Below are 21,607 nucleotides of genomic sequence, written 5' to 3' on the forward strand. Positions count from 1 at the left end.
ATTAATTCCCATGCAGTCGACGTGCGTCGATAACATCCGGCACCTGGTTGAGTTTACCCAGCACGCGACCCAGCACTTGCAGGTTGTAAATCTCAATGGTCATGTCGATGGTCGCCAGTTGCTGTTTGGTGTCGCTACGGCTGGCAACGCCAAGCACGTTCACCTTCTCGTTGGCGAGAATGGTCGTGATATCACGTAACAACCCACTACGATCATTAGCCAGAACACGAACCACCAGCGAATATCCGGCGGAGTAACTCTCGCCCCATACAGCGTCAACAATGCGTTCCGGCGCATGGGAGCGCAGTTCCGCCAGTTGTTCGCAATCGGCGCGGTGTACTGAAATACCGCGCCCCTGGGTAATGAAGCCGACAATCTCATCTCCAGGAATCGGCTGGCAGCAACGCGCGATGTGGTGCATCAGGTTGCCGACACCTTCAACCACCACCCGACCGTTATCTTTACTGCGGTTTTGTGGCGTATAGCTTTTTTGCTGAAGTTGCTTCAGCGCGGCGGCATCCTGCTCTTCGGCACTCGGCTTATTAAATTGCGATTGCAGGAAGTTCACCATCTGATTGAGACGGATATCCCCGCCACCAATCGCTGCTAACAACTCGTCGACATCATTGAAGTTGTAACGCGGCAGCAGATGTTTTTCTGCTTCTTTCAGGCTGATCCCCAGATGTTCCAGCTCGTCGTCAAGGATTTGCCGCCCAGCCAGAATGTTTTTGTCACGGTCCTGTTTACGGAACCAGGCGTGAATTTTCGAACGCCCACGGCTGGTTGTGACGTAACCGAGGTTTGGGTTTAACCAGTCACGGCTGGGGTTCGGCTGTTTCTGGGTGATAATTTCAATCTGGTCGCCCATCTGCAACTGGTAGGTGAACGGCACAATGCGCCCGCCAATTTTTGCCCCGATGCAGCGGTGTCCGACATCACTGTGGATGTGGTAAGCGAAGTCCAGCGGCGTTGATCCCGCAGGCAAATCAACGACATCGCCTTTCGGCGTAAAGACATACACCCGGTCGTCAAAAACCTGGCTGCGTACTTCGTCGAGCATTTCGCCGGAATCAGCCATCTCTTCCTGCCACGCAATCAGTTTACGCAGCCAGGCAATTCGGTCTTCATGTCCCGAACGTGCGCCGCCAGCTGCCGCGCCTTCTTTATATTTCCAGTGCGCAGCAACACCCAACTCTGCATCTTCATGCATCTGTTTGGTGCGGATTTGGATCTCAACGGTTTTGCCACCCGGCCCCAGAACCACGGTATGAATAGACTGATAACCGTTTGGTTTCGGGTTAGCAACGTAATCGTCAAACTCATCCGGCAGGTGGCGATAGTGAGTGTGCACTATCCCCAGTGCGGCATAACAATCCTGTAAACGCTCGGCGACAATACGTACCGCACGCACATCAAACAGCTCATCGAAGGCGAGGTTCTTTTTCTGCATTTTGCGCCAGATACTGTAGATGTGTTTCGGACGACCATACACTTCAGCTTTAACGCCTTCAGCTTTCATCTCAGCGCGCAGATGACCGACAAACTCTTCGATATAGTGTTCGCGGTCGAGACGGCGTTCATGCAGCAGTTTTGCGATGCGTTTGTATTCGGTCGGGTGGAGATAACGGAAGCAGTAATCTTCCAGCTCCCATTTCAGTTGTCCAATCCCAAGACGGTTCGCCAACGGCGCGTAGATATTGGTGCACTCTTTTGCCGCCAGTACGCGTTCATCTTCCGGCGCGTCTTTTACTTCGCGCAGATGAGCAATACGCTCTGCCAGTTTGATGACCACGCAGCGGAAATCATCGACCATCGCCAATAACATCCGGCGAACGTTATCGACCTGTTCGGAGGAAACAGAATCGGTATGCGTCGCTTTCAGCTGGCGGATCGCCGCCATATCACGCACGCCGTGAATAAGGTTAACGACCGACTTACCGACGCTCTCACGCAGCACATCTTCGCTAACTACGTTGGCATCCGCCAGAGGGAACAGCAGCGCCGCCCGCAGCGTGTCAATGTCCATACTTAATGTCGAGAGGATCTCCACCATCTCAACACCACGCCACAATAACAGACTGGCATCCGGATGCCCCTGCGTCTGTTGCAGACAATACGCCCAGGTTTCGGCTAAGCACTCACACGACTTCTGGCTGGTAATACCCAGACTTGCGATCCATTTTTCCGGATCAAATTCACCAGCCTTATTGATATGTGCACTTCTTACCGCAACCATCGTCCTCTCCTTTAGGGACCAGACCTGCCGAAATCGGCAAATCGTAACTATTTAACGCGCGAGAAAAGTACCATCGATTCCAGATGTCCCGTGTGTGGGAACATATCCAGCATCGCCAGTCGCGCAATGGTATATCCTGCTTTTAATAACGCTTCGCTATCCCGAGCCAGCGTTGCAGGATTACAGGATACATAAACTATACGAATAGGTTCCAGTTTTATAATTTGCTGCATAACACCTGCGGCACCTGCTCGCGCCGGGTCCAGCAACACTTTATCGAAGCCGTTTTTCGCCCACGGCTGCTTTGTGACATCTTCTTCAAGATTTTCGTGATAAAACGTCACATTGTGTAAGCCATTAAGACGCGCATTCTGCTGGCCTTTTTCAACCAGCGCCGGAACGCCTTCTACACCCACCACACTGGCAGCTTGTGTCGCCAATGGCAGTGTAAAGTTGCCCATACCGCAGAACAGATCCAGTACGCGATCTTCAGGTTGTACATCCAGCCATTCCAACGCACGCGCTACCATTTTTTGGTTCACACCCGCATTGACCTGAATAAAATCGCGCGGGCTAAAAGTTAAGCGCAACCCGTTTGAGTCATACCAGGGCATCTCACCAGAGACGGTTTCGAGTATCTCACTATCGGGGGCGAGATACAGATCCAGGCCTTCAGAATGCGAAAAGCGTTCCAGTTTTTCGCGATCTGCCGAACTTAGCGGTGCGGTATGGCGCAAAATCATCAGCGTGCCGCTGGTTGCCTGTACCAGTTCAACATGACCAAGATGGCGCATAGTTTGTAAGCTGCCCAGGCATGCCCTGACTTTGGGCAGCAATGCTTCAAGTTGGGGCACTAAAATGGGGCATTGTTTAACGTCGACAATGTCACTGGAGCCCGCTTTGCGAAACCCCATCTGAAGTTGCTGTGTTTTCGGTAAGTAGTTCAAACTTAAACGCGCGCGACGGCGATAGCCCCAGGGAACATCGGCGATCACTTCAGAGACTTCGTGTTTCATTAATCGGGCGAGTGCCGCACTTTTGCTTCGCTGCTGTAAATCCTCGCTGGCGTGTTGTTGCTGACAGCCACCGCATACGCCAAAATGAGGGCAGCGTGGCGTTTCGCGTTCCGGGCTATCGCTTAACCGGCGCACGACTTTAGCGCGGGCGTACTGTTTTTTATCTTCAGTAACAGTAACTTCCGCGTTTTCCTGTGGCAATAATCCAGGAATAAATAACGCTTTGCCGTTATGTCGTGCCACGCCCTGACCAAAAGAGTCGAGGTCGTTGACTGAAACAGTTATGATCTGACGCGTCGTCGTGCGTCGTTTTGCAGAGTAGAATTGCGCCATTGGCGAGACTTTCTCAATTTAACAGTGTGACCTTAATTGTCCCATAACGGAACTCCATGACCAACTACAGCCTGCGCGCACGCATGATGATTCTGATCCTGGCACCGACCGTCCTTATTGGTTTATTGCTGAGTATCTTTTTCGTTGTGCATCGCTATAACGACTTGCAGCGTCAACTGGAAGATGCCGGAGCCAGCATTATTGAGCCGCTTGCAGTTTCTACTGAATATGGCATGAGCCTGCAAAATCGCGAATCTATCGGTCAGTTAATAAGCGTACTGCATCGTCGCCATTCCGATATTGTCCGCGCGATTTCGGTTTATGATGAAAATAACCGACTCTTTGTCACCTCCAATTTTCATCTTGATCCCTCATCAATGCAGCTCGGCAGCAACGTGCCGTTTCCTCGCCAGCTCACTGTCACACGTGACGGTGATATTATGATCTTACGCACACCAATTATTTCCGAGAGTTATTCCCCCGACGAATCGCCCAGTAGTGATGCCAAAAATAGTCAAAATATGCTGGGATATATCGCGCTTGAACTGGATCTAAAATCGGTTCGCTTGCAGCAATATAAAGAGATCTTTATTTCCAGCGTGATGATGCTGTTTTGTATCGGTATTGCGCTTATTTTTGGCTGGCGACTCATGCGTGATGTAACCGGTCCAATTCGCAACATGGTGAATACCGTCGACCGTATCCGTCGCGGACAACTCGACAGCCGAGTGGAAGGATTTATGCTCGGCGAGCTGGATATGCTGAAAAATGGCATCAACTCGATGGCAATGTCGCTGGCAGCTTATCACGAAGAGATGCAGCACAATATCGACCAGGCGACGTCCGATCTACGTGAAACGCTGGAGCAGATGGAAATTCAGAACGTTGAGTTGGATCTGGCGAAAAAACGTGCCCAGGAAGCGGCGCGGATTAAGTCTGAGTTTCTGGCAAATATGTCCCACGAGCTGCGAACTCCGCTCAATGGCGTTATTGGCTTTACCCGCCTGACGCTGAAAACAGAATTAACGCCAACGCAGCGCGACCACCTGAATACGATTGAACGTTCGGCAAATAATTTGCTGGCAATTATTAATGATGTTCTCGACTTCTCGAAACTGGAAGCAGGTAAGCTGATTCTGGAAAGTATTCCATTCCCACTACGCAGCACGCTGGATGAAGTCGTTACCCTGCTGGCACATTCTTCTCACGATAAAGGGCTGGAACTGACGCTCAATATTAAGAGCGACGTGCCCGATAACGTAATTGGCGACCCACTGCGATTACAGCAAATCATCACTAACCTGGTAGGGAATGCAATTAAATTCACCGAGAATGGCAACATTGATATTCTGGTAGAAAAACGTGCGCTGAGTAATACCAAAGTGCAGATTGAAGTGCAGATTCGGGATACCGGCATTGGTATTCCTGAACGCGATCAATCGCGCTTATTCCAGGCCTTCCGACAGGCTGATGCCAGTATTTCCCGCCGTCATGGTGGCACCGGGCTGGGGCTGGTGATTACACAAAAACTGGTTAATGAAATGGGCGGCGATATTTCGTTCCATAGCCAGCCGAATCGCGGTTCAACTTTCTGGTTCCACATTAATCTCGATCTGAATCCGAACATTATTATCGAAGGGCCATCCACCCAGTGCCTCGCCGGCAAGCGCCTGGCCTATGTCGAACCAAACTCCGCAGCAGCGCAATGCACGCTGGATATTTTAAGTGAAACGCCGCTGGAAGTGGTTTATAGCCCAACGTTCTCCGCGCTGCCTCCCGCGCATTACGACATGATGTTATTAGGCATTGCGGTGACCTTCCGCGAGCCGCTAACAATGCAACATGAGCGATTAGCGAAAGCGGTATCGATGACCGATTTTCTGATGCTGGCACTTCCTTGCCATGCACAAGTCAATGCTGAAAAACTTAAGCAAGATGGTATCGGCGCGTGTCTGCTGAAACCATTAACACCTACGCGCCTGTTCCCTGCCCTGACGGAATTTTGTCATCACAAACAAAACACGCTTTTGCCTGTTACCGATGAAAGTAAGCTGGCAATGACTGTCATGGCGGTTGATGACAACCCCGCTAACCTGAAACTTATCGGCGCGTTACTGGAAGATATGGTGCAACATGTAGAGCTTTGCGATAGCGGGCATCAGGCCGTTGAACGGGCGAAACAGATGCCGTTCGATCTGATCTTAATGGATATTCAAATGCCGGACATGGACGGAATTCGGGCCTGCGAACTCATCCACCAGCTCCCCCATCAGCAACAAACGCCGGTTATCGCGGTAACGGCGCATGCAATGGCCGGGCAAAAAGAGAAGCTGCTTGGCGCAGGGATGAGCGATTATCTGGCGAAACCGATTGAAGAAGAACGATTGCATAATTTGCTGTTGCGCTACAAGCCTGGCAGCGGTATTTCCTCTCGGGTCGTGACCCCCGAAGTCAATGAAATTGTGGTGAACCCGAATGCGACCCTCGACTGGCAACTGGCACTACGCCAGGCAGCAGGAAAAACCGATTTAGCGCGCGATATGCTGCAAATGTTACTCGATTTCCTGCCTGAAGTTCGCAACAAAGTTGAGGAACAGCTGGTTGGAGAAAACCCGGAAGGCCTGGTTGATTTGATTCATAAACTGCATGGCAGTTGCGGCTATAGCGGTGTGCCGCGTATGAAGAATCTCTGCCAACTGATCGAACAACAGCTACGTAGCGGTACTAAAGAAGAAGATTTGGAGCCGGAGCTGCTGGAACTGTTGGACGAGATGGATAATGTAGCGCGCGAAGCCAGCAAAATTCTCGGGTAATGGACGTCTTGTCGAGTCAAAATAGGTTCCGTCCAATGCCAATGCTGGGAGCAGCACAGACAGTCCCCTCGCCCCTCCGGGGAGAGGGTTAGGGTGAGGGGAACAGGCCAACGCAAGTGCGAATGATTCCCCTCACCCCGGTCCTCTCCTTGAAAGGGCGAGGGGAAAACCGTCCCCGTAAGCCACTTCGTCAGTAATCTCAACCCGGCTCCTGACAGAGCCGGTTTTGGTTTTCTGTCTTAACGCACCATGCACGGACGCTTGTTATCGAACGTCCAGCCAGGAATCAGATACTGCATTCCCATTGCATCGTCACGCGCGCCAAGCCCGTGTTTCTGATACAGCTCGTGGGCTTTCATCACCTGATCCATATCGATTTCTACGCCCAATCCTGGTTTTTGCGGCACCTGTACCAGCCCGCCTTTGATCTCAAACGGTTCTTTGGTCAGACGCTGATTGCCTTCCTGCCAGATCCAGTGCGTATCAATAGCAGTAATTTTACCCGGTGCAGCAGCGGCTACATGGGTAAACATCGCCAGGGAAATATCGAAGTGGTTGTTAGAGTGTGACCCCCAGGTCAGGCCAAATTCATGGCACATTTGCGCCACACGTACCGAACCTTGCATCGTCCAGAAATGCGGATCCGCCAGCGGGATATCAACGGATTGTAACGAGAGCGTATGGCCCATCTGCCGCCAGTCGGTGGCGATCATATTGGTTGCGGTCGGCAGGCCAGTCGCGCGACGGAACTCTGCCATCACTTCACGCCCGGAGAAACCTTGCTCCGCACCACACGGATCTTCTGCATAAGCCAGCGAACCTTTCAGGTATTTACCGATTTTAATCGCTTCGTTCAGCGACCAGGCACCGTTAGGATCGAGGGTAATACGCGCCTGCGGGAAGCGTTGCGCCAGTGCCACAATAGATTCGGCTTCTTCTTCTCCGGCCAGTACACCGCCCTTCAGTTTGAAATCGTTGAAGCCATATTTTTCATATGCCGCTTCCGCCAGGCGCACCACCGCATCCGGCGTCATCGCTTCTTCGTGACGCAGGCGATACCAGTCGCATGAGTCATCCGGCTGGCTTTGATACGGCAGCGGTGTGGCTTTGCGATTACCGACGAAGAACAGATAACCGAGCATTTCGACTTCGCTACGCTGTTGACCATCGCCCAGCAGCGATGCCACGTTAACCCCCAGATGCTGCCCCAACAGATCCAGCATTGCCGCTTCTATCCCGGTAACTACATGAATAGTGGTCCGCAAATCAAATGTCTGCAAACCGCGCCCACCGGCATCACGATCGGCAAAAGTATTACGCACCAGCGTCAGAACGTTTTTGTATTCACCCAGCGTTTTACCCACCACCAGCGGAATTGCATCTTCCAGCGTTTTACGGATTTTCTCGCCGCCGGGAATTTCCCCTACGCCAGTGTGACCAGAATTATCTTTGATAATCACAATATTACGCGTGAAGAACGGTGCGTGTGCACCACTCAGATTCATCAGCATACTGTCATGGCCCGCCACCGGGATGACCTGCATTTCAGTAACAACAGGCGTCGTAAATTGAGAACTCATATCTATGTCCTTTTTCAAAATCAATGACGGCCGAAAACGGGACGTTTACGGTCAAAGGTCCAGCCGGGGATCAGGTACTGCATCGGGCCCGCGTCGTTACGCGCACCGCCAGGCAGACGTTTATAGGCCTCATGCGCCTTTTGTACCTGCTCCCAGTCCAGTTCCACGCCCAGACCGGGCGCATCAGGAACGGCAATTTTTCCGTTTTTAATCTCCAGCGGATTTTTGGTCAGGCGACAATCTCCCTCCTGCCAAATCCAGTGGGTATCGATAGCGGTAGGATTACCCGGTGCCGCCGCACCCACATGGGTAAACATCGCCAGAGAGATATCAAAGTGGTTATTGGAATGGCAGCCCCAGGTCAGCCCCCAGTCGTCGCAAAGTTGCGCCACGCGGACTGCACCGGAAAGCGTCCAGAAATGCGGATCGGCAAGTGGAATATCTACCGCATTGAGCATCACCGCATGGCCCATTTCGCGCCAGTTGGTGGCGATCATGTTAGTCGCGACGGGCAAGCCGGTCGCCCGTCGAAACTCAGCCATCACTTCACGTCCGGAGAAACCCTGCTCAGCGCCGCACGGGTCTTCCGCATAGGTGAGAACATCATTCAGCCCTTTGCACAGAGAAATGGCTTCATCAAGCAGCCATGCACCGTTGGGATCAACGGTAATTCGCGCATCCGGGAAGCGTTTCTTCAATGCACGAACAGTGTCGATTTCTTGCTCGCCAGGTAACACGCCGCCCTTAAGTTTGAAATCTTTAAAGCCATAGCGATCCTGTGAGGCTTCCGCCAGACGCACAACGGCTTCGCTGTTCATCGCTTTCTGATGCCGCAATTGATACCACTCATGGTTGCCCGGCGTATTTTCCAGATAAGGAAGATCGGTTTTGGTCCGATCACCGATATAAAACAGATAACCGAGGACAGTAATAGCATCGCGTTGCTTGCCTGGCCCTAACAGTTCGCAGACCGGAACATTCAGCACCTTACCTAACAGGTCAAGCAAGGCGGCTTCCAGCGCCGCCACGGCATTAACGCGCAATTCAAAAGTCCAGGCACCTTTGCCGAAGGTATCAAAATCGGCTGCCTGATTACCTTTATGCACCTGCTGAACCACTTTATTCAGTCGTGCGATCTCCTGGCCCAGCACCATCGGAATAGCATCGACCAGTGTCTGATAAATCACCTCTCCGCCGGGCGCTTCACCAATACCGGTATGCCCGGCGTTATCGGTGAGTACCACAATATTGCGGGTGAAATATGCGTTATGTGCACCACCAATATTAAGCAACATGCTGTCATGCCCGGCCACCGGAATGACTTTCATATCAGTAATAACAGGACTGGATTGTGTCGCCATCTTATTGCCCCGCAACAGGTTTCAACTCGATACGCTTGATATCGCCCACCAGCACCAGGTAGCTCAGTACCGCGATTAAGGCATGAACACCAACATAAATCAGCGCCCCATTAAACGAGCCAGTCGTGCCAACGATATAACCAATTGCGATTGGCGTGACGATGCCAGAAATGTTACCGAACATGTTGAACAGGCCACCGGAAAGACCGCTGATCTCTTTTGGCGCGGTATCTGCCATTACTGCCCAACCCAGCGCCCCGATGCCCTTACCGAAGAAGGCCAGCGCCATAAAGCCGATGATCATCCACTCAACGTTGACGTAGTTGCAGAACACCATCACCATCGACAGCAACATGCCCATTACGATCGGTGTTTTACGCGCAATGTTCAGCGATCCCGTGCGGCGCATCAGCCAGTCGGAAATAATCCCACCCAGCACACCGCCGATAAAACCGCAAACCGCCGGAACGGAAGCCACAAAGCCCGCTTTCAGAATCGACATCCCGCGTGCCTGCACCAGATAAACCGGGAACCAGGTAATAAAGAAGTAAGTCAGGGCGTTGATACAGTACTGACCGATATAAACGCCGATCATCATCCGTGACCCGAGCAGCTGTTTGATCTGCCCCCACTTCACGCTGAACGGCACTTTAACTTTGGTGTTTTGCTGATCCATATTGATCAGCGCGCCACCCGCGGCGATGTACTCCAGCTCTTTCTGATTTACGCCCGGATGTTGATTTGGCTCATGGATGACTTTCAACCAGATAAAGCTGATGACAATGCCCAGACCGCCCATGAAGAAGAAAACATGTGACCAACCCACTTCATGAGTCAGCCAGCCCATAATCGGCGCGAAGATCACCGTTGCGAAGTATTGGGCGGAGTTAAAAATAGACACTGCAGTTCCCCTTTCCTGCGCCGGAAACCAGGCCGCTACAATGCGACTGTTACCGGGGAAAGATGGCGCTTCAGCAAGCCCGACCAGGAAGCGCAGCGTAAACAGGGCAACGATAATGCCAAATCCACTAAAGATATCGACGAAGCCTTGCAGCAAGGTAAACATCGACCAGATAAAGATCGACCAGAAGTAGACGCGTTTTGAACCAAAACGATCCAGCAACCAGCCACCAGGGATCTGCCCGATAACATAAGCCCATGAGAAAGCTGAGAACACATAACCCATTCCCACTGGATCAAGGCCGATATCTTTTGCCATTTCCGAACCGGCGATAGAGAGCGTAGCGCGGTCGCCGTAGTTGAAGGATGTGACGATAAACAACATCACCACTATCCAGTAACGAGCATTCGTGCGTTTTTCCACACTGCTCGCAGCCTGACTTAAAGAACTCATTGTTGCACTCCTGAAAATTCGCGTTAGCCACGCTCACTCTGGACTGCGACATCGCCAGGAAATCAGAGGTGACGTAGGGTGTTTTTTGCCGTTTTTATAGGTCGTTCGCCGAATACGGCGCGTGTTTATATCTGGCAATAACAGTATAAAAAGCGCGCCATAGCGGCTCACCGTGCAACAACACAACATTAATGCGTTCAATGAGGCCCGATTTTGGCATTAGCCCTGGACGGTGGAATCCACTTCACGGAAATGAAAACAAGAACAAGAAAGGAAGGGTTAAAACGAAGAAATAAAGAAGAGTATGAAATGGATCGCTTGACTCCAGGCAAACGCCAGTAAAAATCCGCGCTATGAAGCAGTTTTTACTGGCATTTGCCTGAAAAGATTCGATTCAGCACCGCTAAAATGGCCTTTACCGCTCGCTGAACGTATCAGGACAACAGCGTGCCCCACTGTTCGACCCACGGATTTGATTCCGTTTCCGGTTCCGGGTTCTCACTGGCGTCAACCAGCAGCATTTCCCCTATCCGCTGCGCACTCTGTTCCTGCAACAAGGCATCGAACTGTTTGCCGCCATTGCAGAAATTCACATAACTACTGTCGCCGAGCGCAATCACGCCATAACGCAGATTCGGCTGGAAGCCCAGGGTATCTTTAATTCCCTGAAAGAGCGGCACAATGCTATCAGGAAGGTCGCCCTGCCCGGTCGTGGACGTAACCACCAGAACGAACTTATCCTGATAGGGCAGCCAGTCGCTTAATTCAGGATCTTCAAATACCGTTACTTTGTGGCCCTGCGCGGTCAGAATTGCTTCCGCTTCTTCCGCCACTAACAGTGAATTTCCGTACATGGTGCCCACAAAAATACCAATTTCCGCCATACCGTTTTCTCCCTGGATTAGGAACTTATCTCTCCATCCTGACCCGATGGCGCGCTGAACTCAACCCTTTCATTTTCAGGAAGCAGACCACGCCAGCCAAATTGTGATAACGCCTGCATCCAGGTGTCGTCCAGGCCCGCGTGAATAGTCAGCGGCTCGCCAGTAAATGGATGTGTCAATGACAACTGACTGGCATGCAGCATTAACCGCTGAAGGCCAAAATGTTCAGCACCGCTACGATTCTGGCGTAAATCACCATGTTTGCTGTCGCCAATAATCGGATGGCGCAAGTGGGCAAGATGGCGACGGAGCTGATGCTTGCGTCCTGTTTTCGGCTCCAGTTCCACCAGACCGTAGCGCGTAGTCGGGTAACGTCCGGTCGCTACAGGCATTTCTACGGTCGCCAGACCGCGATAATGTGTCACCGCTGGCTGTGGACCTTTATCTTCGCGGGCGAATTTATCAGCGATTTTGTCCAGTTCTTCCACCAGCGGATAATCCAGCACAGCCTCTTCCATCAGCCAGCCGCGCACAATCGCATGGTAACGTTTCTGGATTTGGTGCTGTTCAAACTGTTGTGCCAGCAGCCGTCCGGCCTCGCTGGATAGTCCCATCAGCAATACGCCGGACGTCGGTCGATCCAGCCGATGCGCGGTAAATACATGCTGACCAATCTGGTCACGCACGGTTTGCATAACCACCACTTTCTCGTCGCGATCCAGCCAGCTGCGGTGAACCAGCCAGCCGGAGGGTTTATTTACCGCAACCAGCCATTCATCCTGGTAGATTATTTCCAGCATCAGCTCGCATCATCCGCAAAAAGAGCATCCAGTTTTTCCAGCTCAGCCAGAATAAGCGCGCGTTGCGGATGGTCCGTCGCCAGCGCCATTTCATAATAGGGTGCAACAGCAAAAGCGCCCGGTAATGGCTGGTTATTATCTAACAAATCGTGCATTCGCGGGATCAGCACCCACTGCAACCACTCCAGTGGTTCCATGGTGTCCATAAAGAACGGTTGGGTACTGTTAAATTGATGCGGCTGAGGATCATCGTTTCGCCAGTGCTGATGTTCACGCAGTAATGCTTCAAGCGCCTGCAACTGGAGACGAACGCGGTCATGAGTGGTCATAAAGCAACCTCAATAAGAAAAACTGCCGCGAAGGATAGCAGGAATAAAAAAAGGGAGCACTGTATTCACAGTGCTCCCGGTTCGTTTCGCAGCATTCCAGCTACTTTTGTTGCTCCCTGCTCATCCTTGACAACTTTTCCTCTGGCCTTGCGGCCAATCGTTCATCCTGAACTATTGCTTCCTGCTCACACCACCCCGATGTGATACTTCATCCTGAAGTGTCCTTGGCCTTCCTGACCCACCGAATCATCCTGACCGGTTCTCATTCTCCATCCTGGAGGTGTCCTTTAACGCGTCCTGCGTCATCCTCTTCGCTTCATCCAGAAGCCTTTCCCTGAAACACCCTCCTGGTGTGTCCTTCAGAAGTGTCATCATCCTGATGTTCACTTCGTTGTCTGACTCCCTGTCGACGAAGATAGAATCGTCTTTTTCGCGAAGTCTTACAAGGCGCTTACAGACAATGCCTTAAGGAAAATTTCATATGAAAGTTAAGAATTAACAAGCAATATATTGATTTTAAATGAAAATAACGATTCTTATCTTTTTAAGTATTCGCTTATTTCCTGGCGATCTCCTACAGAGTCTGTAAGAGATCTCTCACAACAAGATGGGGTATTTGGATTACAGAAGAGGCTTAAGTTGATTAAGGAATTCCGCAAGATTTGAGGCTAAATGCGTCCGTTTGCGTGTTCCCAGCGTCTCTTTGCACACTTCACCGGAGAGATTACACACCGAGATGACCTCTAACTCTTCTTCCAGCGTCGCGATAAATAGCGTGGGCGGCAGTTTTAGCCTTTTCTGAGTCACCAGATGACCAATCAGATTTTCCTGCACCCGACGGAAGTCGTCTTCACTCCAGGTTTGCAGCAATGTCAGTTTGATATCGCCAAACTGCGCGTGCATATCCCCGGCAAACTGGGTCGTGTAAAAAGTATGAACCGTGGATTGTATCACAATATCAAAAGCACGTTCAACCGCGTTTACATTTTGTTCACCGGTAAACGGCTGGGGTTGCCAGTATACAGCGTCTTCGGTGGTTGAAATAATGCACGGTGAAGGAACGCCGTACAGTTCCTCACTTAACGGCCAGCTTTTATGCTCTTCATGCCACGCATCGCAGTAGCGTGCAGTAAAATCTTTCAAGGCTTGTGCGGTCAAATCGTCCACTAATTTCTCTCTTCACTTAAACCAGATACACTTGTCGTTTAGTTTATCTGGTTTATGACGGTGAAACATGTCTTCTTATGCAAACCATCAGGCACTTGCGGGCCTGACTCTTGGAAAATCAACCGATTACCGGGATATCTATGACGCCAGCCTACTGCAAGGCGTTCCACGCAGCCTGAATCGCGACCCGTTGGGCCTGAAAGCAGATAACCTGCCTTTTCATGGCGCTGATATCTGGACGCTGTATGAACTCTCCTGGCTGAATGCGAAAGGTTTGCCGCAGGTCGCCGTCGGTCATGTTGAACTTGATTACACCAGCGTAAATCTGATTGAGTCGAAGAGTTTTAAGCTCTATCTCAACAGTTTTAACCAGACGCGTTTTAATAACTGGGATGAGGTGCGCCAGACGCTGGAGCGCGACTTAAGCACTTGCGCCCAGGGTAAGGTTAGCGTGGCGTTATATCGTCTTGATGAACTGGAAGGCCAACCGATAGGTCATTTCAATGGCACTTGCATTGATGACCAGGATATCACTATCGATAACTATGAATTCACTACTGACTATCTGGAGAATGCCACCAGTGGCGAAAAAGTAGTAGAAGAGACGCTCGTCAGCCATCTGCTGAAATCAAATTGCCTGATCACCCATCAACCAGATTGGGGATCGATCCAAATTCAGTATCGTGGACGCCAAATTGACAGAGAAAAACTGCTGCGTTACCTGGTTTCTTTCCGTCATCACAACGAGTTCCACGAACAGTGCGTGGAACGCATCTTTAATGACCTGTTACACTTCTGCCAGCCAGAGAGATTGAGCGTTTACGCACGTTATACCCGTCGTGGCGGTCTGGACATTAACCCGTGGCGCAGTAATAGCGATTTTGTCCCATCGACCACAAGACTGGTTCGGCAATAAATTTTTTCTCAATTTTGCGTGCTGGATTCACGCAGAAGGTTGTGAAAGGTCATCAGGCAGGGCTATTGTAATCAAAGGGAATGACGATATTCGTCCCATAAGGAGTTTTTCTTGATTACACATATTAGCCCGCTTGGCTCCATGGATATGTTGTCGCAGCTGGAAGTGGATATGCTTAAACGCACCGCCAGCAGCGACCTCTATCATCTGTTTCGCAACTGTTCACTTGCCGTACTGAACTCCGGTAGTTTGACCGATAACAGCAAAGAATTGCTGTCTCGTTTTGAAAATTTCGATATTAACGTCCTGCGCCGTGAACGCGGCGTAAAGCTGGAACTGATTAATCCCCCGGAAGAGGCTTTTGTCGATGGGCGTATTATCCGCGCTTTGCAGGCCAACTTGTTCGCGGTTCTGCGTGACATTCTCTTCGTTTATGGGCAAATCCATAACACCGTTCGTTTTCCCAACCTGAATCTCGACAACTCCGTCCACATCACTAACCTGGTCTTTTCCATCTTGCGTAACGCTCGCGCACTGCATGTCGGTGAAGCGCCAAATATGGTGGTCTGCTGGGGCGGTCACTCAATTAACGAAAACGAGTATTTGTATGCCCGTCGCGTAGGGAACCAGCTGGGCCTTCGTGAGCTGAATATCTGCACCGGCTGTGGTCCGGGAGCGATGGAAGCGCCGATGAAAGGTGCAGCAGTGGGTCACGCTCAGCAGCGTTACAAAGACAGTCGTTTTATTGGCATGACTGAGCCGTCGATTATCGCCGCTGAACCACCTAACCCACTGGTTAACGAATTAATCATCATGCCGGATATCGAAAAACGTCTGGAAGCGTTTGTTCGTATCGCTCACGGCATCATTATCTTCCCTGGCGGTGTGGGTACGGCAGAAGAGTTGCTGTATTTGCTGGGAATTTTAATGAATCCGGCCAACAAAGATCAGGTTTTACCATTGATCCTCACCGGGCCAAAAGAGAGCGCCGACTATTTCCGCGTACTGGACGAGTTTGTCGTGCATACGCTGGGAGAAAACGCACGACGCCATTATCGCATCATCATTGATGACGCCGCTGAAGTCGCTCGTCAGATGAAAAAATCGATGCCGCTGGTGAAAGAAAACCGTCGCGATACGGGCGATGCCTACAGCTTTAACTGGTCAATGCGCATTGCGCCCGATCTGCAAATGCCGTTTGAGCCGTCTCACGAGAACATGGCTAATCTGAAGCTTTACCCGGATCAACCCGTTGAAGTGCTGGCTGCTGACCTGCGCCGTGCGTTTTCCGGTATTGTGGCGGGTAACGTAAAAGAAGTCGGTATTCGCGCTATTGAAGAGTTTGGTCCTTACAAAATCAACGGCGATAAAGAGATTATGCGTCGTATGGATGACCTGCTACAGGGTTTTGTTGCCCAGCATCGTATGAAGTTGCCAGGCTCAGCCTACATCCCTTGCTACGAAATCTGCACGTAATCTCCCCTTCCCCGGTGACATTTGTTGCCGGGTTTTCTCGTTTTTGGTTACTTACTCATCAATTCATTTCATTTGTTATATAAATGTTTCTTACCGTCCTCACGCGATAAATATCATCACAGTTAATATGTCATACAATTTATATTGCAACGCAAACGTTTCCCTATTTTCACAAACCACATTTTATCGCTATGAAAAATAAATTATCCCCATTATTCACTAAAAGTATTGATTTTTTCAGCTCAACCTACATATATTGCGCGCCCCGGAAGAGGTCAGATGTCGTTTAATGGGCAAATATTGCCCTTAAATTCTCTTTTACTTTTGATTTACAGAGTAAAGCGTTGAGATTATCTATCTTCCAAGTAGATTATTGTATTTGAGATCAAGATCACTGATAGATACATAACTTGTGTGTATCTTTCCGCCCTCAAATTATTACGGCGGAAAATGATTAAGCCATCGCCGATAGACAGATTTCATTTTTACGGTCAGGCACCTTCCCGGGCTGAACTGGCTAAAAGCTGAATTATTTGCATTCCTCCAGGAGAAATTGATGGAAACGACTCAAACCAGCACGATTGTGTCGAAAGACTCACGTAGTGCATGGCGCAAGACAGACACCATGTGGATGCTGGGCCTTTACGGCACGGCAATCGGCGCGGGCGTGCTGTTCCTGCCAATCAACGCCGGTGTTGGCGGTATGATCCCGCTGATCATCATGGCTATCCTTGCGTTCCCGATGACGTTTTTTGCTCACCGCGGCCTGACTCGCTTCGTACTGTCTGGTAAAAACCCGGGCGAAGACATCACCGAGGTTGTAGAAGAACACTTTGGTATTGGCGCAGGTAAACTGATTACCCTGCTCTACTTCTTCGCTATCTACCCGATCCTGCTGGTTTATAGCGTGGCAATCACCAATACAGTTGAAAGCTTCATGTCTCACCAGCTGGGTATGACGCCACCGCCGCGTGCGATTCTGTCGCTGATCCTGATCGTGGGTATGATGACCATCGTTCGCTTCGGTGAGCAGATGATCGTGAAGGCAATGAGTATTCTGGTATTCCCGTTTGTTGGCGTACTGATGCTGCTGGCTCTGTACCTGATCCCTCAGTGGAACGGCGCAGCACTGGAAACGCTGTCTCTGGACACTGCATCGGCAACCGGCAACGGTCTGTGGATGACCCTGTGGCTGGCGATTCCGGTCATGGTGTTCTCGTTCAACCACTCTCCGATCATCTCTTCTTTCGCCGTTGCGAAGCGTGAAGAGTACGGCGATATGGCAGAACAGAAATGCTCGAAGATCCTGGCATTCGCACACATCATGATGGTGCTGACCGTAATGTTCTTCGTCTTCAGCTGTGTACTGAGCCTGACTCCGGCAGACCTGGCTGCGGCTAAAGAGCAGAACATCTCGATTCTGTCTTACCTGGCTAACCACTTTAACGCACCGGTTATCGCTTGGATGGCTCCGATTATCGCGATTATCGCTATCACCAAATCCTTCCTCGGCCACTACCTGGGCGCACGTGAAGGCTTCAACGGTATGGTGATTAAATCTCTGCGTGGTAAAGGTAAGTCTATCGAAATCAACAAGCTGAACCGTATCACTGCGCTGTTCATGCTGGTAACGACCTGGATTGTTGCCACCCTGAACCCGAGCATCCTGGGTATGATTGAAACCCTGGGCGGCCCAATCATCGCGATGATCCTGTTCCTGATGCCGATGTACGCAATTCAGAAAGTACCGGCAATGCGTAAGTACAGCGGTCACATCAGCAACGTATTCGTTGTCGTGATGGGTCTGATTGCAATCTCCGCAATCTTCTACTCTCTGTTCAGCTAAGTCCTTTCGCGCCGCTTTCGGGCGGCGCTTCCTCCGTTTTAACGCGATGTATTTCCTATGATTAGCGTATTCGATATTTTCAAAATCGGCATTGGCCCTTCCAGTTCTCATACCGTTGGACCAATGAAAGCGGGTAAACAATTTACCGACGATCTGATTGCCCGTAACCTGCTTAAAGACGTGACCCGCGTGGTGGTTGACGTGTACGGCTCGCTCTCTCTGACTGGTAAAGGCCACCACACTGATATCGCCATTATTATGGGCCTGGCGGGTAACCTGCCGGATACCGTGGATATCGATTCCATCCCTGGTTTTATTCAGGATGTGAATACTCATGGTCGCCTGATGCTGGCAAATGGTCAGCATGAAGTGGAGTTCCCGGTTGATCAGTGCATGAACTTCCATGCCGATAACCTTTCTCTACATGAAAACGGCATGCGCATTACCGCGCTGGCGGGCGATAAAGTCGTTTACAGTCAGACTTACTACTCTATCGGCGGTGGCTTTATCGTTGATGAAGAACATTTTGGTCAGCAGGATAGCGCACCGGTTGAAGTTCCTTATCCGTACAGTTCCGCTGCCGATCTTCAAAAACATTGTCAGGAGACCGGGCTGTCACTCTCTGGTCTGATGATGAAAAACGAGCTGGCGCTGCACAGCAAAGAAGAACTGGAACAGCACCTGGCGAACGTCTGGGAAGTAATGCGTGGCGGTATTGAGCGCGGTATTGCCACCGAAGGCGTGTTGCCAGGCAAACTGCGCGTTCCACGCCGCGCTGCGGCACTGCGCCGGATGCTGGTTAGCCAGGATAAAACCACCACTGATCCGATGGCAGTTGTTGACTGGATCAACATGTTTGCGCTGGCAGTGAACGAAGAGAACGCTGCGGGCGGTCGCGTGGTGACTGCGCCGACTAACGGTGCGTGCGGGATTATCCCGGCAGTGCTGGCGTACTACGACAAGTTTATCCGCGAAGTGAACGCTAACTCACTGGCTCGTTACCTGCTGGTAGCAAGCGCGATTGGTTCTCTTTATAAGATGAACGCCTCGATTTCTGGTGCCGAAGTGGGTTGCCAGGGTGAAGTTGGCGTGGCGTGCTCTATGGCGGCAGCTGGTCTGGCAGAACTGTTAGGCGCAAGCCCGGCGCAGGTGTGCATCGCGGCGGAAATCGCCATGGAACACAACCTCGGTCTGACTTGTGACCCGGTTGCTGGACAAGTTCAGGTACCGTGCATTGAGCGTAACGCCATTGCGGCAGTAAAAGCGGTGAACGCTGCACGTATGGCGCTACGCCGTACCAGCGAACCACGTGTCTGCCTCGATAAAGTTATCGAAACCATGTACGAAACAGGTAAAGATATGAATGCCAAGTACCGCGAAACCTCTCGTGGTGGCCTGGCGATGAAGATCGTTGCCTGCGATTAATCGCTCTCCAGAGGCCTCGATTTGCGAGGCCTCTTCCCGTTTTCTCATCCAGCCGTAGCCTCTTCCAGTAGTGAATGTTACCCTTATCACCTGATCTTTAAGGGGGTTATCGTGGCTGTTCATTTGCTTATTGTCGATGCACTGAATCTTATCCGTCGCATTCATGCCGTTCAGGGGTCGCCTTGTGTCGAAACCTGCCAGCACGCGCTCGATCAGCTCATTATGCACAGCCAGCCAACCCACGCGGTCGCCGTTTTTGATGATGAAAACCGCAGTAGCGGCTGGCGTCATCAGCGTTTACCAGATTACAAAGCGGGTCGACCACCAATGCCGGAAGAGTTGCACAACGAAATGCCTGCATTACGCGCCGCCTTTGAGCAACGAGGCGTCCCGTGCTGGTCAGCCAGCGGCAACGAAGCCGATGACTTAGCCGCCACGCTGGCGGTCAAAGTAACTCAGGCCGGGCATCAGGCAACAATTGTTTCGACAGATAAAGGCTACTGCCAGTTACTTTCACCTACATTACGTATTCGTGATTACTTCCAGAAACGTTGGCTGGATGCACCATTTATTGATAAAGAATTTGGCGTTCAACCGCAGCAGTTACCCGATTACTGGGGGCTGGCGGGGATCAGCAGTTCAAAAGTGCCGGGCGTTGCGGGGATCGGGCCAAAAAGCGCTACGCAGCTGCTGGTCGAATATCAAAACCTGGAAGGGATATATGAAAATCTGGACGCGGTTGCCGAAAAGTGGCGCAAAAAATTAGAAATGCATAAAGAGATGGCATTTCTGTGCCGCGATATTGCCCGCTTACAGACTGATTTGCATATCGACGGCAATTTACAGCAATTGCGGTTGGTACGGTAACGGCGTGCCGGATACGGCGCAAACGTCGCATCCGGCATCGTCACATCAGCGCAATTACCAGGCGGTATGGTAAAGCTCTACAATATCCTCAAGCGTTGCTTCACGCGGGTTGCCACCGGTACAAACATCATCCAGTGCCGCCTGCGCCAGTGCCGGAATGTCTTCCTTGCGTACACCAACATCACGCAAATGTGGCGGAATACCGACATCACGGTTGAGAGCAAATACCGCTTCAACAGCGGCATTACGCGCGTCTTCCAGGCTCAAACCTTCCACTTTTACGCCCATTACACGCGCAATATCGCGGTACTTCTCACCGGTAAAGTCAGCGTTATAGCGCATGACATGCGGTAACAGGATGGCGTTCGCAACACCGTGTGGCGTGTTGTAAAACGCGCCCAGCGGATGCGCCATACCATGCACCAGCCCTAACCCAACATTCGAGAAGCCCATACCCGCAACATACTGCCCGAGCGCCATTTCTTCTCCGGCATCCTTATCACCAGCAACCGATCCTCGTAGCGCCCCAGCAATAATTTCAATCGCTTTAATGTGCAGCGCATCGGTTAGCGCCCACGCACCACGAGTAATATACCCCTCAATAGCATGAGTGAGCGCATCGACACCCGTCGCGGCTTTCAGCGCAGGCGGCATACCATCCATCATGTCAGCGTCAATAAATGCCACCTGCGGGATATCATGCGGATCAACACAAACGAACTTGCGTCGTTTTTCTTCGTCAGTGATCACATAGTTAATGGTCACTTCTGCCGCAGTGCCTGCTGTGGTGGGGATTGCCAGAATCGGTACACTGGGTTTATTGGTTGGGGAAAGCCCTTCCAGACTGCGCACATCGGCGAATTCCGGGTTGTTGCTGATGATGCCAATCGCTTTACACGTGTCCTGTGGAGAACCACCACCAATAGCGATCAGGTAATCCGCACCGCTACTCTGGAATACACCAAGCCCTTCTTTGACGACAGTAATTGTCGGGTTGGGCACTACACCATCGTAAATCGCCCATGCCAGCCCTGCAGCATCCATCTTATCGGTCACTTTCGCCACCACGCCGCATTGCACCAGCGTTTTATCGGTGACGATCAGCGCCTTCTGATAACCACGGCGTTTCACCTCCTCAGTTAAGGCCCCAACAGCTCCCCGACCAAACCATGCCGTTTCGTTCAGAATCATTCTGTTAGCCATC

Annotated in this window: 16 protein-coding genes; 6 read left to right on the forward strand and 10 right to left on the reverse strand. The window is 51.2% G+C overall.

Going from position 1 to position 21,607, the window contains the following annotated elements; translation table 11 throughout:
• Window position 1 precedes the first annotated feature (1 nt).
• Together relA and rlmD are read right to left on the reverse strand one after the other, a co-directional pair.
• The gene (gene relA, locus FQ015_RS00250) at window positions 2–2,236 is read right to left on the reverse strand and encodes a GTP diphosphokinase (RefSeq protein ID WP_000226809.1); all 2,235 of its coding nucleotides are present in this window, start codon (window positions 2,234–2,236) and stop codon (window positions 2–4) included.
• A gap of 47 nt (window positions 2,237–2,283) precedes the next feature.
• Entirely contained in the window at window positions 2,284–3,585 is a 1,302-nt protein-coding gene (rlmD, locus tag FQ015_RS00255; RefSeq protein ID WP_160523559.1) for a 23S rRNA (uracil(1939)-C(5))-methyltransferase RlmD, read from the reverse strand.
• A 56-nt stretch (window positions 3,586–3,641) separates the two neighbouring features.
• On the opposite strand from rlmD, the gene barA reads away from it, so the two are divergent.
• Complete coding sequence (gene barA / locus FQ015_RS00260) at window positions 3,642–6,398, forward strand: two-component sensor histidine kinase BarA (protein WP_000186438.1); 2,757 nt, start codon at window positions 3,642–3,644, stop codon at window positions 6,396–6,398.
• Window positions 6,399–6,637: 239 nt separating this feature from the next.
• On the opposite strand, the gene gudD is transcribed toward barA, so the two are convergent.
• From gudD to syd, 7 genes are all read right to left on the reverse strand, one after another.
• Entirely contained in the window at window positions 6,638–7,978 is a 1,341-nt protein-coding gene (gene gudD / locus FQ015_RS00265; RefSeq protein ID WP_000098256.1) for a glucarate dehydratase, read from the reverse strand.
• Window positions 7,979–7,998: 20 nt separating this feature from the next.
• Window positions 7,999–9,339: an enolase C-terminal domain-like protein gene (locus tag FQ015_RS00270; RefSeq protein ID WP_039021099.1), complete on the reverse strand. Its 1,341-nt coding sequence runs from the start codon at window positions 9,337–9,339 to the stop codon at window positions 7,999–8,001.
• Between the two features lies 1 nt (window position 9,340).
• Window positions 9,341–10,693: a galactarate/glucarate/glycerate transporter GudP gene (gene gudP / locus FQ015_RS00275; protein ID WP_000097082.1), complete on the reverse strand. Its 1,353-nt coding sequence runs from the start codon at window positions 10,691–10,693 to the stop codon at window positions 9,341–9,343.
• Window positions 10,694–11,127: 434 nt separating this feature from the next.
• Entirely contained in the window at window positions 11,128–11,577 is a 450-nt protein-coding gene (locus FQ015_RS00280; protein ID WP_039021098.1) for a flavodoxin, read from the reverse strand.
• 17 nt (window positions 11,578–11,594) lie between these two features.
• Window positions 11,595–12,377: a tRNA pseudouridine(65) synthase TruC gene (gene truC, locus FQ015_RS00285; RefSeq protein WP_000889771.1), complete on the reverse strand. Its 783-nt coding sequence runs from the start codon at window positions 12,375–12,377 to the stop codon at window positions 11,595–11,597.
• A complete protein-coding gene (locus tag FQ015_RS00290) occupies window positions 12,377–12,706 on the reverse strand; it encodes a YqcC family protein (protein WP_000206981.1) in 330 nt (109 codons plus the stop codon). Before FQ015_RS00290 ends, truC begins: the two co-directional genes overlap by 1 nt.
• A gap of 621 nt (window positions 12,707–13,327) precedes the next feature.
• The gene (gene syd / locus FQ015_RS00295; protein WP_103253752.1) at window positions 13,328–13,873 is read right to left on the reverse strand and encodes a SecY-interacting protein; all 546 of its coding nucleotides are present in this window, start codon (window positions 13,871–13,873) and stop codon (window positions 13,328–13,330) included.
• 67 nt (window positions 13,874–13,940) lie between these two features.
• On the opposite strand from syd, the gene queF reads away from it, so the two are divergent.
• The 5 genes from queF to xni all read left to right on the forward strand — a co-directional run bounded on the left by queF (window position 13,941) and on the right by xni (window position 20,403).
• Entirely contained in the window at window positions 13,941–14,789 is an 849-nt protein-coding gene (queF, locus tag FQ015_RS00300) for an NADPH-dependent 7-cyano-7-deazaguanine reductase QueF (protein WP_160523560.1), read from the forward strand.
• 111 nt (window positions 14,790–14,900) lie between these two features.
• Window positions 14,901–16,265 (forward strand): nucleotide 5'-monophosphate nucleosidase PpnN, encoded by a 1,365-nt coding sequence (gene ppnN, locus FQ015_RS00305; RefSeq protein ID WP_160523561.1) that lies wholly within the window; start codon window positions 14,901–14,903, stop codon window positions 16,263–16,265.
• Window positions 16,266–16,821: 556 nt separating this feature from the next.
• Window positions 16,822–18,111 carry an HAAAP family serine/threonine permease SdaC gene (gene sdaC, locus FQ015_RS00310; RefSeq protein ID WP_000450486.1) on the forward strand — a complete coding sequence of 430 codons (1,290 nt, stop codon included), beginning with the start codon at window positions 16,822–16,824 and terminating at the stop codon, window positions 18,109–18,111.
• Between the two features lie 57 nt (window positions 18,112–18,168).
• On the forward strand, window positions 18,169–19,536 hold the full coding sequence (sdaB, locus tag FQ015_RS00315) for an L-serine ammonia-lyase II (protein ID WP_000626401.1): 1,368 nt from the start codon (window positions 18,169–18,171) through the stop codon (window positions 19,534–19,536).
• A 111-nt stretch (window positions 19,537–19,647) separates the two neighbouring features.
• Complete coding sequence (gene xni, locus FQ015_RS00320; RefSeq protein WP_039021094.1) at window positions 19,648–20,403, forward strand: flap endonuclease Xni; 756 nt, start codon at window positions 19,648–19,650, stop codon at window positions 20,401–20,403.
• A gap of 54 nt (window positions 20,404–20,457) precedes the next feature.
• Here the strand turns inward: xni and fucO are convergent, their stop codons facing one another.
• On the reverse strand, window positions 20,458–21,606 hold the full coding sequence (fucO, locus tag FQ015_RS00325; RefSeq protein WP_160523564.1) for a lactaldehyde reductase: 1,149 nt from the start codon (window positions 21,604–21,606) through the stop codon (window positions 20,458–20,460).
• Window position 21,607 lies beyond the last annotated feature (1 nt).

It is taken from the genome of Escherichia sp. HH26CH, from assembly GCF_009820205.1.
In the GTDB taxonomy this organism is placed as follows: Bacteria; Pseudomonadota; Gammaproteobacteria; order Enterobacterales; family Enterobacteriaceae; genus Escherichia; species Escherichia coli_F.